The organism is Mesorhizobium subarcticum (assembly GCF_055456085.1).
On sequence record NZ_CM144237.1, the window covers coordinates 5126476 to 5142401 of the forward strand.

14 protein-coding genes are annotated in these 15926 nt (G+C 62.6%); 9 read left to right on the top strand and 5 right to left on the bottom strand.

Going from position 1 to position 15926, the window contains the following annotated elements; genetic code table 11:
* Positions 1–16 precede the first annotated feature (16 nt).
* Both ACZYHG_RS25060 and ACZYHG_RS25065 read right to left on the bottom strand, forming a co-directional pair.
* On the bottom strand, positions 17–352 hold the full coding sequence (locus tag ACZYHG_RS25060) for a lipid-A-disaccharide synthase N-terminal domain-containing protein (protein ID WP_027028626.1): 336 nt from the start codon (positions 350–352) through the stop codon (positions 17–19).
* Positions 345–1079, bottom strand: a complete 735-nt coding sequence (locus ACZYHG_RS25065; RefSeq protein WP_464610819.1) for a glycosyltransferase family 2 protein — start codon at positions 1077–1079, stop codon at positions 345–347. The genes ACZYHG_RS25060 and ACZYHG_RS25065 overlap by 8 nt, the downstream gene beginning before the upstream one ends.
* A 366-nt stretch (positions 1080–1445) precedes the next feature.
* On the opposite strand from ACZYHG_RS25065, the gene tyrS reads away from it, so the two are divergent.
* The gene (gene tyrS / locus ACZYHG_RS25070; RefSeq protein WP_464610820.1) at positions 1446–2699 is read left to right on the top strand and encodes a tyrosine--tRNA ligase; all 1254 of its coding nucleotides are present in this window, start codon (positions 1446–1448) and stop codon (positions 2697–2699) included.
* A 6-nt stretch (positions 2700–2705) separates the two neighbouring features.
* Here tyrS and ACZYHG_RS25075 read toward each other — a convergent pair whose 3' ends face one another.
* Positions 2706–6086, bottom strand: coding sequence for a hypothetical protein (locus tag ACZYHG_RS25075; protein ID WP_464610821.1), 3381 nt, complete (start codon positions 6084–6086; stop codon positions 2706–2708).
* A gap of 95 nt (positions 6087–6181) precedes the next feature.
* On the opposite strand from ACZYHG_RS25075, the gene ACZYHG_RS25080 reads away from it, so the two are divergent.
* Positions 6182–6649 carry a peroxiredoxin gene (locus ACZYHG_RS25080; RefSeq protein WP_464610822.1) on the top strand — a complete coding sequence of 156 codons (468 nt, stop codon included), beginning with the start codon at positions 6182–6184 and terminating at the stop codon, positions 6647–6649.
* 21 nt (positions 6650–6670) lie between these two features.
* Here ACZYHG_RS25080 and ACZYHG_RS25085 read toward each other — a convergent pair whose 3' ends face one another.
* Together ACZYHG_RS25085 and ACZYHG_RS25090 are read right to left on the bottom strand one after the other, a co-directional pair.
* Positions 6671–7813: a GNAT family N-acetyltransferase gene (locus ACZYHG_RS25085; protein ID WP_464610823.1), complete on the bottom strand. Its 1143-nt coding sequence runs from the start codon at positions 7811–7813 to the stop codon at positions 6671–6673.
* Entirely contained in the window at positions 7810–8805 is a 996-nt protein-coding gene (locus ACZYHG_RS25090; RefSeq protein ID WP_464610824.1) for a sterol desaturase family protein, read from the bottom strand. The genes ACZYHG_RS25085 and ACZYHG_RS25090 overlap by 4 nt, the downstream gene beginning before the upstream one ends.
* Positions 8806–9110: 305 nt before the next feature.
* Here ACZYHG_RS25090 and ACZYHG_RS25095 point away from each other — a divergent pair, with 305 nt between their 5' ends.
* From ACZYHG_RS25095 to ACZYHG_RS25125, 7 genes are all read left to right on the top strand, one after another.
* The gene (locus ACZYHG_RS25095) at positions 9111–10415 is read left to right on the top strand and encodes a M23 family metallopeptidase (protein WP_464610825.1); all 1305 of its coding nucleotides are present in this window, start codon (positions 9111–9113) and stop codon (positions 10413–10415) included.
* Positions 10416–10657: 242 nt separating this feature from the next.
* Positions 10658–12100: an FAD-binding oxidoreductase gene (locus tag ACZYHG_RS25100; protein WP_464614781.1), complete on the top strand. Its 1443-nt coding sequence runs from the start codon at positions 10658–10660 to the stop codon at positions 12098–12100.
* Positions 12097–12837 carry a FadR/GntR family transcriptional regulator gene (locus ACZYHG_RS25105; protein ID WP_464610826.1) on the top strand — a complete coding sequence of 247 codons (741 nt, stop codon included), beginning with the start codon at positions 12097–12099 and terminating at the stop codon, positions 12835–12837. The genes ACZYHG_RS25100 and ACZYHG_RS25105 overlap by 4 nt, the downstream gene beginning before the upstream one ends.
* Positions 12838–12839: 2 nt before the next feature.
* A complete protein-coding gene (locus tag ACZYHG_RS25110; RefSeq protein ID WP_464610827.1) occupies positions 12840–13277 on the top strand; it encodes a VOC family protein in 438 nt (145 codons plus the stop codon).
* Positions 13278–13367: 90 nt separating this feature from the next.
* Positions 13368–14396 (top strand): ABC transporter substrate-binding protein, encoded by a 1029-nt coding sequence (locus ACZYHG_RS25115; protein WP_464614782.1) that lies wholly within the window; start codon positions 13368–13370, stop codon positions 14394–14396.
* Positions 14396–15169: an ABC transporter ATP-binding protein gene (locus ACZYHG_RS25120; RefSeq protein ID WP_464610828.1), complete on the top strand. Its 774-nt coding sequence runs from the start codon at positions 14396–14398 to the stop codon at positions 15167–15169. The genes ACZYHG_RS25115 and ACZYHG_RS25120 overlap by 1 nt, the downstream gene beginning before the upstream one ends.
* Entirely contained in the window at positions 15166–15921 is a 756-nt protein-coding gene (locus ACZYHG_RS25125) for an ABC transporter permease (protein WP_464610829.1), read from the top strand. Before ACZYHG_RS25120 ends, ACZYHG_RS25125 begins: the two co-directional genes overlap by 4 nt.
* Positions 15922–15926: the final 5 nt, after the last annotated feature.

Here is a 15926-nt window from a genome sequence, read left to right on the forward strand (position 1 = left end):
TTGACGGGTGGGCCGCTCAATCGACCTTGGTCATCGCCGCCGCCTTGCGCTCATTGGCGATCAGCCAGAGATTTCTGACATAGATGAACATGCCCATGGCCTGGCCGGCGATGAACACCGGATCCTGACGCACGATGGCATAGATCAGCAGCAGGCCGCCGCCGAACAGGGAAAAGAACCAGAAGGCGACGGGCACCACGCTGCGCTTGGCCTTTTCAGAGGCCAGCCACTGCACGACGAAACGCATGGTGAAGAAGAACTGGGCGATGAATCCCAGCAGGATCCATGCGTCGAATTGCTTGACAAAAACCTGGTGAAGCCAGGTTCCCAATTCCTGAAGCACGTTAACCACGGCTGATTTCCTCTACTTTTGGCATTCTGCGCCGCCTGCGCCGCAGCCACCAGACACCACCAAGATCGAGCGCACCCTGCAGGCCGCGGTCGAAAATGCCGTAGTTCGACTTGCCATGGCGGCGCGAGCGATCGACGACGTCGCAATGCACGACGCGATAGCCTTCCTGGATGACCAGCGCCGGGACGAAACGATGGGTGCCATCGAAAAACGGCAGTTTGCGCAGGATATCGGTGTGGACGGCCTTCAGGCCGCAGCCGGTATCGCGCGTCTCATCATGCAGGATGGCGTTTCTCAGCCAGTTGGCGAAGCGCGACGCGAGCTGCTTGACCTTGCTGTCGCGGCGCTTGAGGCGCTGCCCTTGTGCCGCGCCGAAATCGGGGCCAGCCTGACGCAAGGCATCGACCAGCACCGGAATGTATTGGGGGTCGTTCTGGCCGTCACCGTCGATCGTGGCGACGATGCTGCCGCGCGCCGCCCAGGCGCCCGAACGCACCGAAAGGCTCTGGCCGGCAGATTTCTGGTGCCGCAATTCCCGCACCGGAAACGGGCGGAGTGCCGTCTGCTCGGCAAGCACGGCAGCGGTCTCGTCGGTCGAGCCGTCATTGACGATGATCAGTTCGAAGTCGCGCCCGGTCATCGCCGCCTCGATCTCGTCGATCAGCAGCGGCAGGTTTGCCGCCTCGTTCCTGCAAGGAATGACGATGGATATCAATGCGTCCGGCATGTCGCGTCGGGGCTCTGTCGTCGGATATGGCATTTTGTGGATGCCGTGCGGTGCCGCTCGAGGTCGTGGGCTGCAAGAACCTTTGGCGCGGCGCCTCATTACGCCAGCCGAAACAATGACGCAAGCATTCGTGCCGGACGGCTCGTCGCACCGTTTCGAGAGGGGATGATCACCCGGACATGTTGTAATCCCTGCGGATGGGCATCCGACGCAAACCGGATTCCACTTTTGCTAATCGCGGACTCTTGGTCGGCGCGCGATCCTGCGCAAAACCGGATTCCACTTTTGCTAATCGCGCTTGGATGCTAAACGCGCCCGTTCACATATGCCCGCGCCGGACGGCCGGACGCTTTTCGGGAAGAAACCATGCCTGCCTTCAAATCCGATTTCCTGCGCACGATGAGCGAGCGCGGCTTCATCCACCAGATTTCGGATGAGACCGGCCTCGACCAGCTTTTCGCCAAGGAAACGGTCACCGCCTATGTCGGCTATGACGCCACCGCCACCAGCCTGCATATCGGCAATTTGATCTCGGCCACCATGCTCTACTGGCTGCAGGAGACCGGCCACCGGCCGATCGCGCTGATGGGCGGCGGCACGTCGATGATCGGCGACCCGTCCTTCCGCGACGACCAGCGCAGCCTGTTGACGCCGGAGGCGATCGCCACCAACATCGAGGGTATCAAGCGCATCTTCGGCCGCATCCTGCGTTTCGGCGACGGCCCGAACGACGCCGTCATGGTCAACAATGCCGACTGGTTGATGAAGCTCAACTATGTCCAGTTCCTGCGCGATGTCGGCCGGCATTTTTCCGTCAACCGCATGCTGACGTTCGACAGCGTCAAGCTGCGGCTCGACCGCGAGCAGTCGCTGTCGTTCCTCGAATTCAACTACATGATCCTGCAGGGTTACGACTTTGTCGAACTCGCCCGGCGCCAGAACTGCCGCCTGCAGATGGGCGGCTCGGACCAGTGGGGCAACATCATCAACGGTGTCGATCTCGGCCATCGCATGGGCACGCCGCAGCTTTACGCCTTGACCACACCGCTGCTCACGACATCGTCCGGCGCCAAGATGGGCAAATCGGCGAAGGGTGCGGTCTGGCTCAATGGCGACCTCTTCTCGCCCTACGATTTCTGGCAGTACTGGCGCAACACCGAGGATGCCGATGTCGAGCGCTTCCTGAAGATATTCACCCGCCTGCCTCTCGACGAGATCGCGCGCATGGCCGCACTTGGCGGCTCCGAGATCAATGAAGCCAAGAAGATCCTGGCGACAGAGACAACTGCGATCGTCCATGGTCGCGACGCGGCGAACCAGGCCGAGGAAACCGCGCGCAAGACCTTTGAGGAAGGCGTGACCGCCGAAAGCCTGCCGACCGTAGAGGTCGACCGGGCAGCGCTGGAGGCCGGCGTCGGTATCCTGTCGTTGCTGGTGACGGCCGGACTGGCATCGTCCAATGGCGAGGCGCGGCGGCACATCCAGGGCGGCGCGGTGCGCATCAACGACCAGTCGGTCAGCGATGATCGGCGCATGGTAACGTTTCAGGATTTGAGTCCGGAACACGTCGTAAAGCTTTCGCTTGGCAGGAAAAAACACGTCCTGGTGCGACCGGCCTGAGGCGGTTCAGCGATATTCGAAGATCGACCGGAATATGCCCGGTGCGATCACCGACAGCGGGTTGACGTCGAGCACCGGCTTGTTGGCATTGCCCCTGAGCCGGTAGGTCACGCCGATCAGGCCACGGTCGCGGCCATTGCCGAGCAGCGCGCCGACGATGGGCAGTTCGCCGAAGATGCGGTTGAGGCCGTAAACCGGCATGAAGGTGCCGGTCATGTCCATATTGTTGTTCTGGTCGTAGAGAATGCCCTGGAACGTCGTGCCGATGCGCGGGCCGCGCAGCACGCCATTGGCCAGCTTCAGATAGCCGCTGCCCTTGTCGATCTCGGCGTAACCGCGCTCGAACTTGACCCGCGAGGTGTCGAGATTGCCCTTCACCGCCTGGTTGAGGCTGCGGCTGTCGCCGGCCGGCGTGGTCGAGACGATGGAAGCCAGTTTCGGTTCGTTGACGATGAAGAAGTTGCTGGTATCGACTTTGCCCTTCATCGGCCCGTCGCTGGTTCCTGACAAGGCCAGCGTGATAGCGCCGCCTTCCATGTGCTCGTAAACGTTGAGGAACCTCAATATGGCGCCGGCGTCGGCCGATTGCACATTAAGCGAGCGCCTGCCGTCGCCGGTGGTGTTGCTGATGGTTATCGCGGCGCCGGAACTCGCGGTCGCACTCACCTTCAATCCGTTCACCCGCGAACCGGCGGCACTGTAGTCCAGCTTCAGATTGGACAGTTGCTCGTCGTGGAAACCGGTCAGCTGCTCGACGTCGGCGCTGACGGAAATGTTGTCTGTCCCGGTCGTCTTTGTTGCAGTGTCCACATCGGACGTGAACTGCTTGACCAGCGAACGAGCATCAAGCGCGTTGCCGGAGATGTCCACCGCATAGCCCTTGCCCGACCGCTTTACCGAAATCGCGACATCGTCCCCCCGGTTCAAGGTAACCTTGCTGAACTTCGCCGAAGACAGGGCGCCATTGACCAGCACGATGCTGCCGCCGACGGAGAAGGTTTTGCCTTCGAGGTCGAAGTCGGACAGTGTCGTGGTGTCGCCGGACTTGGTCATGACGAAGGTGACGTTGGCGGGAACCCCTGCCCCCTTGCTCCAGCCGGCCCAGGGAACGTCCAGCCTGGCATTGGTCAGATCGGCCGAGACGTTCTGGTTGCCATCGCCGCTCTTGTCGATCGCGACTTTCACCGTTCCGCCCAGCAACGGAGTGAGGCCGGGCATGGCGGCGGCGCGGATCTTGTCGTCCAGCACCAAAGCCACCTTGCGGCTGCGCGGCGGTCCGTCATCGGCCAACGGTTCGACAAGGTCGAGTTCGGCTGGAATGCCATTCAGCGATGCCTTGGCGGAAATCACTGCCTTTTGCGGATCGACGGTGATCGAACCGTCGGCATCGGTCACGGTCTGCCCCTCGAACGGCTTGGCCAGCGACAGGCCGGTGTAGTCGAGCGACACCAGCCAGTCGAGCTTGGAGGTGTCGACGCCGGACTGCAGCGGGATATCGGCCCTGACATGGCCAGTAACGCTGCCGGACAGGTCTTCCGGCAGGAAGCCGACATGGCGCATGGCATTGATCGGTTCGTAGGATGCGAGTTCGGCGACGGCTGACGCGTCGCCGGCAACGTCGATATCGAGCGCACCGATAACTGGCGGATGGTTCGCCGCCTTGATCGTCAGTGTTCCATTGCTGGCCGCGACAGTGCGGCCGCTGGGCATGAAGACGGTGCCCGATGACAGCGAAATGTCGACGTCATTGGCGTGAAATGCGACCATGCCAACCGCGTCTCGTATCGGCGGAATGCGGCCGGCCGTATCGAAGCGCGATCCTTCGATCTTGAAAGTCCCGAACACTTCATCGGCAGAAAGCGGCACGCCATTGCCGAGACGGTCCGGCACGACGTGGAACTGGAGGTTGGCGTCGACGACCCGGCCACCGAACAGGTTGGCCAGCACCCAAAGCCGGGCGTTGCGGGCTGAAAACCAAGGCCATAGCTGCTTTACATGCGAAACCTGCATGTTGTGGACGTTCAACGCCACATTGATCCCGGGCGCCTTGCCCTCGACGAACTCGACCGCCGCGGTTCCCATCACCTCGCCGCTGGAATCGGAACGAAGTGCGATCTCCTCGGCCACCAGCTTGTGACTTGTGGGTTGATAGACGCCGGCAATGCGGGCGAGGAAGGTCAGCGCTGGCTCAGGCGATTCCGATGGCGCCAGGGTCGAACCGTCGCTGGTCAGGTCGTAACGATAAGAAGGCTCCTCGCCTGCCGCCCCTGTCGCGGGCTTTGGCCCTATCGAGCCGCCGAAATTGAAAGAAGACCGGCCAGTTTTCAGCAGCAGTCTGTCCACCTGGATCTTGTTGCTGCCATCGACAAGCGTGGCATCGACATCGACGTCGGCCGGCAGCAGCCCGCGTGCACCGAGATCAAGGACGGAACCCGTCGACGACAGGACGGTCGTCAGGCGTGACCCGTTCGTGCCGGATCCCTCCGATCCTGTCAGCTTCAACGCGACAGCACCCAACTTCCCGCCGTCGGCCGTGGTTTCGTCGGCAGCCGCCAGATCAATGCTCGCATTAAGCGCCGTCACCCGGTGCGCCGCGATATCGCGGGTGGCGGAAGCGGCAACGGTGACCTTTCTGCCATCGACATCCGCCTCGGAGGAAAACGCCATGCCGCCCGGCCCCGACTGGACGACCGTGGCATCGGCGATGGTAACCAGTTTGATCGCTCCGGTTTCGGGCAGCACGAATTCGACATTGTCGAGATCGATCCGGCGCAGCGAATCTTCCCGCACGGCGTCGAGCGCGCGATGGATGTTGCCGAACACTGCCTCGGACAACTTCTCCGGATCGACGAGGCCGTCCTCATTGCGCAGCGCGGCGGTCCAGTCGCCGCCAGACGGCATCGCCGCGACGACGATGTGTGCATCGGAAATCCTGGCGCTGGTCACCCGCACCTCTCCCCACAACAGCGGGACGAGGCGCACACCGAAGCGCACGCGGCCGGCGTCGGCCATGGGTTTGCCGTCCGACGTCTTCAGGCTGACATCACTGACCTGGAGAGCGACGAAGCTCGAACTGTCGAGCGTGAAGCGAGCAGGCCCGACGGCGACATGCACATTGACGCCAGCGAGCTTCTCGATGGCGGCCTCCGCCTCGATGCGCAGCCGGTTTGCCCCAATGCCGGAAAGGCCGATGAGATAGACGGCCACCGCAGCCAGCAGCATGAGCGCGACCATGCCGGCAAACACGCGCGAAAGGATGCGGAAACCGCGGCCGATCGATGCCTGACCAAGCGGCGGGACGCGGCACGCGGACGGCATAGCGCCCAGGTCGGTGATCTCGTCACGCCTGAATCTGATCTTCTCGTGCTGCGGTTGCTCCTGATCCACGCAATCTTCCGTTGTACAAATTCGCTCGTGGACGAATCCCCGGTCGACACTATATCGGTGTGGCTTCGCGCGTAACCTCAAACAAGGGCATCGATATGGCTGACCTCGACGTGGGCGATCTAGCGCCGCAATTCGATTTACCGCGGGACGGTGGTGGGTCAATTAGCCTTGCCGCATCCGTCGGCAAGCCCGTAGTGCTCTATTTCTACCCGCAGGACGACACGACAAGCTGCACGCAGGAAGCGATCAGCTTTACACAACTGAAACCGGAATTCGAGAAAGCCGGCGCCGTGGTGATCGGCCTGTCGCCTGATAACGCCAAGAAGCACGACAAGTTCAAATCGAAATACAACCTCACCATCGACCTCGCCGCCGACGAGGAGCGCAAGGTGATCGAGGCCTACCATCTGTGGGTCGAGAAATCGATGTATGGGCGCAAATACATGGGCGTCGAGCGGGCGACGTTCCTGATCGGCGGCGACGGTCGGATCGCCCGGATCTGGCGCAAGGTCCGCGTCAAGGGCCACGCTGAAGAGGTGCTGGAGGCTGTTCGCGCGCTTTGATCGTGCCGAAATGAAGCGCCCTTAATCGTCTGGCGTTTCCGCCTTCGGCTGCCGCCGCGCCCGCCAGGATTTCGAAACATGGTTCGCACGATCGGCCAGAGCGGCGAGATGACCGCGCAAACCGCGCGCGCCCATGACCGACGACAACGTGACTGATTGCGTGGCAAAGCGCCGCTTGAAATCCTCGCCGCCGCAGAGAAAATCGACTTTGGCCAGGCCACGGTCGAGCGACCACTGGATATAGTCCATCATCAGCACCATGCCCGGCGAGGCGCGCTCGTATTCGGGATCGTAGGTGGTGACGAAAGCCATCATCGTGCCATGCTGCTCGAAATTGATCGAGACGGCGATGATCGTGCCGTCAAGCTCCAGCACGAAGATGCGCAACAGCCCGAGCTCGGCCAACACCGAAACAAGCGCGGCGAGAACGGGCGAGCCCTTGTCAAACAGGTCCGAGACGCGGCCATGCCTGACAAGCCAGAGGCGCTTCAGCACCGCGACCCGCGCGAGTACCGGCTCGCGCGGCTCGTCCGCATCGAGCAGGCGGAAACGCAATGCACCGCCTTCTTCCAGGAACTTGCGGCCACGACGGTAGTTCTGCCGGCCCTTCTTGGACAGCGTCTCGAACCACTCCTCCCCGCGCTGCCAGGGGCCCGCAACACGGTAGCTGATCTCACTGCGGTGGTTGGGCCAAAGCGCCTTGCCATGGCGCGCGGCGGGGTCCAGCAGGGCATGAACACCGGCATTTGGCAGCAGACGGTTGAGATAGATGAGGTCGAAGCCGCCCTGATCGAAAACATACTGCCAGAGGCGAGAGATCGCCTGCGGATCGCTGTCGGGCGCAACCAGTGCATCGCCATAGTCGCTGTGATCCTTCGCCGCCCATTCGAGCATTCGGATGCCCGAGCGCTTGAAGGTGGCGAGTGCTATCACGCCATCGAGCCGGTCGCCGTTCCAGGCAAGCCCGATCCTGAGCGTGCGCCGCCCCTGATGCGGGGTGGTGCGCCACCAGGCGGCGATCCAGTCGGGGTGCTGGAAGACAAGCCCGCCGGCTCGCTGCCAGAGCGCGCTCCAGGCCGGTGCGATCTCGGCCAGGCGCGTCGCTGATGTCACGACTTCGAAGGTGCGTGCCCGCGGGATCGCGAGCACGAAGGGAGCGTTCATGGCCGTGTCCCTTCCGATGGTCGCGAGGTCCGCGGTTTTCCAGGCCGGATGCGCCTGGCAATATGCCCCCACATCCGCTTAAGCGGCATGACATAGAGGCCGGCGAGCGACTGGTAGTCACGCACATCGCGGTCGACCAGTCCGAATTTGAATTCCTCGTCGGGCTTCGGCACACACAATGTCCCGAAGAGCCGATCCCAAAACGAGAACAGCAACCCGAAGTTCTTGTCGTAGTGGAGCGGATCGACGCTGTGATGCAGCTGGTGCCAATGAGGACAAAGGACCACATGATTGAGCGGGCCGAACGAGATGTTGAAATGCGTGTGCCTGACGAAATCCATCATCAGGATGTTGCGCATGACATAGACGTTGACGCCAAAGACGGTCAGTTCGACAAGGTTCAGCGAAATCAGCGACCAGATGCCAAAGCAGACGCCCACGACGACGCCATCCCAGGCCCTGTTCATCAGCTCGTCGAGCGGATGGACCCGGTCCTTGGTGATCCCGACCATCACCTCCGCCGAGTGATGCACCTTGTGCAGCTCCCAGAGCACGGGATAGCGATGCTGGGCGACGTGATAGAGATAGTAGGAAATGTCGTAGGCGAGCAGCATGGTGATGGTGAAGATCAGCACCGTCACCGGCCCTGCCGGCCCCTCGATCAGAGGTGGCTGGAACTGGAACAGTGTCGAAAACAGCCAGTTGGTCGCGTAGCCCACCGCCGTGACGAAGACAATTCCGGCGGGCAGCATCAGGAAGGGCATCAGCGCCTTCTTCGTCACCCAGAACATCAGGTCGGCCTTGGCCGAGGGGTGAGTGATGACCTCATGCGGGATGACGAACTCGAAAAACTCCCTCCAGCTCTTCTGTTCGACCGTGCGCCAATAGGCCACGAGCGCGCTGACAAGGGCAGTCAACAGCAAAAGCCCGGTCGCCAGCAGACTGGTGCCCGAGATCTTGTCGAGGATCTTGCCAACCAGATCGCTCAGCATCCCTACCGCCATAGTGAATCCCAAATCCCGGCAGGCTTTTACTCGAAAACCCTCAATTAAAAGCAATCGAAGACAGTTAAGAAACTGGACTTGACCCGACAATGATGGGCCGTTTTGCCGGGAGCACATGGATGCTCATTGCCGATGATCTCGCTACAGGGTGGCGGCCATTCCCGGCATTTTCATGCAACCGTTTGCCCGCGCCGCTTGCATTCGTTGCCGCTCATGTAATCCGGCAAGCCTTTGTTAACCCTAATAATGTGTAATCAAGCTTGTCGTGATGTCGTAAACGAAAGCTTGGTCCCGTGAACGCAACCGGTCAGTCCGCAATCTTCGGCAGGCGCAAGGAACCCCACACGGTCATCATCGCCCGGGGCAATGAGATCAGGCACTTCACGATCCGGCCCTGGCTCGCGGCATTCATCGGTTCAGCACTCGCCGCCATCGCCATCGGTTACCTCCTGGCCACGTCCTATCTCGTGCTGCGCGACGACCTCATCGGCGCCACCACCGCGCGCCAGGCGCGCATGCAGCAGGCCTACGAGGACCGCATTTCAGCGCTTCGTGCCCAGGTCGACCGCATCACCAGCCGCCAGTTGCTCGACCAGCAATTGATGGAAACCAAGGTCAGCGAACTGATCGAGCGTCAGAGCCAGTTGAGCCAGCGCCATGGCCGTCTCGGCCCGCTGCTCGAACGTGCCGAGAATGAGGTCGGAACGGCGCCCACTGAGAATCCGGCCGCGGCTGCCAAGCCCGACAAGCACGCCGACGTGACCGGCAGCATCAACCAGCCGGCGCAGAATTACGCGGTTGCCAGTCTCAGTGCCGATCTCGGCGCCGCCGACACCAGGCCATTCTCGTTGTGGTCGACCCGCAGCGATCCACTGCCCAACGATTCAGCCGCCGATCGCGCCGACAAGCTGTTCGTTTCGATCAACCAGTCGCTGAAATCCATCGAGAACGAGCAGCTTACCCGCATCAACACGCTTGCCGACAATGCCTACAAGAGCGCCGACGCGATCACTCAGGCGCTCCAGGCTGCCGGCCTGCCGGTCGACAGTGATTTCGGCAAGAATGAGAGCGATGTCGGCGGACCGCTGATCCCGCTCGACAGCTCGATGATCTTCGATAGCAAGGTCAAGGAACTGGACGAAGCGCTGGATACGCTTGACCATCTCAAGAAAGAAGCACGTCAGCTGCCGCTGGCCAATCCGGCTCCCGGCCACTCCGTCACCAGCCCATTCGGCGTGCGCACCGATCCCATTCTCGGTACCGCCGCACTGCATTCCGGGATGGATTTCAGAGCGCCGATCGGTATGGGCGCCAAGGTCACGGCGCCTGGCATCGTCATCAAGGCCGGCTGGAACGGCGGTTATGGCCGCATGGTCGAGGTCGACCACGGCAATGGGTTTTCGACCCGCTACGGGCATCTCAGCGAAATCGACGTGACCGTGGGCGAAAAACTGGATGCCGGCGCCATCATCGGCAAGACCGGCAGCAGCGGCCGCTCGACCGGCCCGCATCTGCACTATGAAGTCCGCCACAATGGCGAAGCGATCGATCCGTTGCGCTTCCTCACCGTCGGCAAGAAGGTCGCCCAGTTTCTCTGAGGCCCGCCAGTCCTGACCTGAATGGCACCCAATAGCCCTCAAACCGAATCTACCCCTTTTTGGAAGCAATCCGGGGCCGGGTAATCGCTATCCGTGTCGGCCACGACTGCCGGCCAGCCGCTTCGCTTCCCATGCAAGCAAGGCGACTTGTCTACGGCCGTTCGGTCTGCCGGTGTTGACACAATTTAGGTTGTAGGATGATATGTATAACCATACGCTACAACACCAACGCCGACCCTGTAATGACCATCCACGGTATTTCATCTGACGTTCTTACCGCCCTGGAGCATCTTCTGGGGCAAAGCGGCGTGGTCGCTGACGCAGCCGACATGGCGAAATACCTCGTGGACTGGTCCGGCGATCACCACGGCGGCGCACTTGCGGTGCTGAAACCGGCTTCGGTTGCCGAGGTTCAGGCCGCGGTTCGGCTGTGCGGGGAGCTCGGACTGGCGATGATCCCGCAGGGCGGCAACACCGGGCTTGTCGCGGGCGCGATCGACATCGGCACAGCTGCCCACGGCGCGGTGATCATCAGCCTGGAGCGGCTGAACAGGATCCGCGTCGTCGACGCCGACAATTTCACCCTGCAAGCCGATGCCGGCTGCATCCTGCAACACGTCAAGGATGCTGCCGAGGCCCAGGACTGTTTGTTTCCGCTGGCGCTCGGCGCTCAGGGCAGCTGCCAGATCGGCGGCAACGCCGCCAGCAATGCCGGTGGCGTCAATGTCCTGCGCTACGGCATGGCCCGCGATCTCATTGTTGGTCTAGAGGTGGTGCTGCCGGACGGCGAATTGTGGAGCGGCTTTTCCGGCCTGCGCAAGGACAATCGCGGCTACGACCTGAAGCAGCTTTTCATCGGCGCGGAGGGCACGCTGGGCATCATCACAGGTGTCGAGGTCAAGCTGTTTCCGAAGCCCGGCAAGGTCGAGACGGCGTATCTGGGCCTTCCCTCATTCGAGGCGGCGATCGCGCTGTTCAGACAAGCCCGGCGCGGATGCTCCGACCAGATATCCGCCTTCGAGATCATCGGCGCGGAATGCATGGAGCTTGCACGCCTTGTCGATCTGAACACCGTCGCTCCAGTAACTGCCCCTGTTCATGTGCTGATCGAACTTTCGTCAAGTGCCGCGGTCGACCTCCGGACGCTGCTGGTCGACTTTCTTGCCAACGCGATGGAACACGAACTTGTCGCCGATGCAGTGCTGGCCGAAAGCGGCGCGCAGGCACGGGCTTTCTGGGCCATTCGCGAAGGGCTGGTCGAGGGCCAGGCCAAGCGTGGCTATCACGTGCGCACCGATCTCTCGGTGCGCATCTCCGACATTCCCACCCTCATCGCCCGGGCCCGTGACTTCGTTGCGCGGGATCATCCGGGCTGGCTGTCGGCTGCCTACGGCCACGCCGGCGACGGCAACATCCATTTCAGCGTCCTGCCGCCGCTCGACCTTGCCGAACCCGACGCGCGCACCACGGGCGCCGCCATTACCACCGGGCTGTACGACATCACCAATGCGCTTGGCGGCTCGATCAGCGCCGAGCACGGCATCGGGCGCATCCGTAGACGCGTCTATTGGGCGGGAATGTCTCCTGTCCACCGCCGGCTGGTCAGCACGCTGAAAGATGCGCTCGATCCGAACAGGCTTATGAACCCCGGCTGCCTCTTTCCCGCGACGGAGACCTTGTCATGAAACAACGACTGGCCGCCATCGGCACCGTCGAGGCGCTGCCGCACCGGGTTGCCGCCTTCCTCAGCCGCGAGATCGAGTCCGGCGATCTCAATCCGGGCAGCCTGCTGCCGACGGAACAGCAGCTTTCGGAGAAATTCGGCGTCAGCCGCAACGTGGTGCGCGAGGCGATCGCGCAACTGCGCGCCGACGGCATGGTGGAGGCGCGGCAAGGCATCGGCTCCTTCGTCCTCGCCCCGGAACAGCGCGCGTCGATCCGCATCGACCGCGAGACGCTGAAGGAGGGGCAGAACATGGAGCGGCTGTTCGAGCTGCGCTGCATCCTCGAGGCCGAGTCCGCCGCACTTGCCGCCGAACGCCGGGACCAGGAGCATCTCGATGCCATCAAGGCGGCACTCGACCGGATGAGCGGCGAGGAGCGCTGGGAGGACGGCAGCATCGACGCCGACCTGCTGTTTCATCGCGAAATCGCCCGGGCGACTGGCAACAGCTACATCCACACCTTCATTTCCTTCGTCTGCGAGCAGATCCGGCGCTCGATCTATTACGCACGTCAGACCAACCCCTTGCACGATCTGGTGGAAGTCAATGTCGGCGAGCATGTGCGCATCTACGAGGCGCTGGTCGCCGGCAACCCGGCAGAAGCCGAAGCCGCGATGCGCGCGCACATCATCGGCGCGGCCGACCGCGTCGGCGTCAAGCTGCCGTTGCGCACCCAGCGTGCCGAGGAAGGGAAATAATCATGTCGCTGGGCACCGCATATCGAATTTCCGACGTCTGCCTTCTCGTCGAGGATATCGGGCGGACGGTGGATTTCTATGTCGACAAGCTCGGCTTCCGCTTGCGCCGCCGCGCCGAGGGTTTTGCCGACTTCCACAGCGAGGGCGTGACACTGGCGGCCTGGGAGATTGACCATATCGGCCAGCATGCCGGCGTTTCGAAACTGCGGTCGCCGCGCCATGCCCACAAGGTCTGTGTCGCCGTCCAGCTCGGCGCACCCGGCGAGATTGACCGGCTGCATGCCGAGCTGACCGCAAAGGGCGTGCCGTTCTATGGCCCGCCCGAAAACTATGTCTGGAACGCGCGCTGCGCCTATTTCACCGACCCTGACGACACGCTTTGGGAACTCTATGCCTGGCTCGACGGCGGCCCCGGCGACTACCACGACGAACAGCCGTAGACGACACCGCGCCAAGGGAACGGCGCGTAATGAAGAGACGAGACAGTCTTGCAACAGGAGCGAAAAATGAATGGGAACAATGACTACGAGATGAACCGCCGCAGCTTCATGAAGTCCGGCCTGGCGGCTGTTGCCGTGGCATCGGGCGGAATGCAGCTGGTTCTGACGCCGGGCGCGAAGGCCGCTGGAAAGGTCGTCATCCAATATGACTGGCTGATGTCCAACGGCCAGATCGGCGACATCGCCGCCGTCGCCAATGGCTATTTCAAGGACGCCGGGCTCGATGTGGAATTCAGCCCGGGCGGCCCGAACGCATCGACCGTGCCGCCGGTCATCTCGGGCGCGGCACAGCTTGGCCAATTCTCCGAAACGCCGCAGCTCTATGCCGCACGCGCCAGCGGTGTGCCGGTGAAGATCATTGCCTGCGGTTTCCGCACCGGCCCCTATGCGCTAACCTCCAAGGCCGCCAACCCGATCCGCAATGTGGCTGACCTCAAGGGCAAGAAGATCGGCATCCAGCCGACGGCGCGTTTTGTCATGGATGAAATCCTGGCCAAGAACGGCTTGAGTGCGTCCGACCTCACGGTCATCAATGTCGGCTTCGACAAGGGGCCACTGGTGCGCGGCGATGTCGACGCCATTGGCGGCTGGATCACCAACACGCAGGCGCTGAGCGTCGTCGGCGACGACCGCATCGACCTTCTGGTGCGTGATCTCGGCTTGAATTCCTATGCCGATGTCTATTTCGCCACCGATGCGGCGATCGAGAAGGACCCGGATACACTGGCCAAGTTCATAGGCGCGGTCGCCAAGGGCTGGGGCTGGGTGCACGCCAACCCGCAGGAGGCGGTGAAGAAAATGGTCGCCGCCTATCCCGAAATGGACCTTGGCTGGGAAGAGAAGACCGTCAACCTCGTGCTGAAACTCTCTTTCGACGGTGCAACGGCCAAGGACGGCTGGGGCACGTTCGATCCCGCCTCGATCGAAGAGCAGTTGGCATTGCTCGACAAGGTCGGCCAATACCCGAACGGACGTCCGAAGGCGACCGACGTCTACACCACCAAGATCCTCGAACTTTCGGCCGCCGATCGGCCGAAGCTCGACGCGCCCGCCGCCTGATGGCGAACGCGATTGAAGCCAGCAGGCTGGACGTCGGCTATGGCGGCCGCCAGTCGGCCGTCAAAGTGCTGTCTGGTCTCGACCTCACCGTCGAGGCCGGCTGCTTCCTGTCGATCCTCGGCCCGTCCGGCTGCGGCAAGTCGACCTTGCTGCGTGTGGTCGCCGACCTGCTTGACCCGCTCGGCGGCGCGATCAGCGTGCTGGGCGATACGCCGCATGCGGTGCGCTCACGCCGCGATGTCGGCTTCGTCTTCCAGGATTCGACCCTGCTGCCCTGGCGTACCGTGCGCGACAATGTCCGCCTGCCACTTGGCGTCGGGCAAGGCAGTCTAACGCGCAAGATCGAAGACCGCAGCGAGGAATTGCTGGAGCTGATGGGGCTTGCCGGCTTTGGCGAACGCCTGCCGCATCAACTCTCCGGCGGCCAGCGCCAGCGTGTGGCCATCGCCCGCGCCTTGCTGGGGCAGCCGAAGCTGCTTTTGATGGATGAACCGTTCGGAGCGCTCGACGAGATCACCCGCGACCGCCTCAACGACGAGCTTCTCAATCTGTGGCGGCGCACCGGCACGACGATCCTTTTCGTCACCCATTCGATCGCCGAAGCCGCCTATCTCGGCGAGCGCGTGATTGTGCTTGCCGCCAATCCCGGGCGGCTGGTTAGGGATTTGGATCTGCGGCCGCTCAAACAGGACGGCAACCGCTGTTCGCGCGAAGACCCGGCAATCGTCGCCGCCATGGCCGAGTTGCGCAGCGCACTGGAGCAGGCATCATGAGGCCGGCGGCGCTGTCGCCGCAGTTGGCAATAGCCCTGCCCGTTCTCGGCGCGGCTTCGCTTCTGCTTGCCTGGCAATATTTGCTGCCGCTGCTCGGCGTGCCGGCCTATATCGTGCCGACCCCGACCGCGATCTTTGGGGTCTTCCAGAAGAATTTCGCGCTGCTCATGGACAATCTGAGACCAACGCTGATCGAGGCGCTGGCGGGGTTCGTCATCGGCAATCTGGCAGCCGTGCTGCTGGCCGTTCTGTTCGTGCACAACCGTATCCTGCAGGCCACCTATTTTCCGATCGTGCTGTTCTTCAACACCATTCCGATCCTGGCGCTGTCGCCGATCATCATCCTGATCTTCGGGCTGGGCATGACGCCCAAGATCGTCATCGCGGCGGTGATCTGCTTCTTCCCGACGCTGGTGAACATGATCCGCGGCCTGGATTCGGCCAGCGATAATGAGCACGAGCTGTTTCGCGTACTGTCGGCGACGCGCTGGGAGATCTTCTGGGGCCTGCGCCTGCCGCGCGCGCTGCCGATGCTGTTCTCCTCACTCCGCATCGCATCGGCAACGGCGGTGATCGGCGGCATCGTCGGCGAATGGATCGGCTCGGACAAGGGCCTCGGCGCGCTGATCATCCAGGCGAGTTTCAATTACCAGTCGGACCGGCTCTATGCGGCGATCGTGCTGTCGTCTTGCCTGTCGATCGCCCTGTTCTGCGCCGTCGTACTGGTCGAGCGCCGGGTCATCAAATACTGAACTGC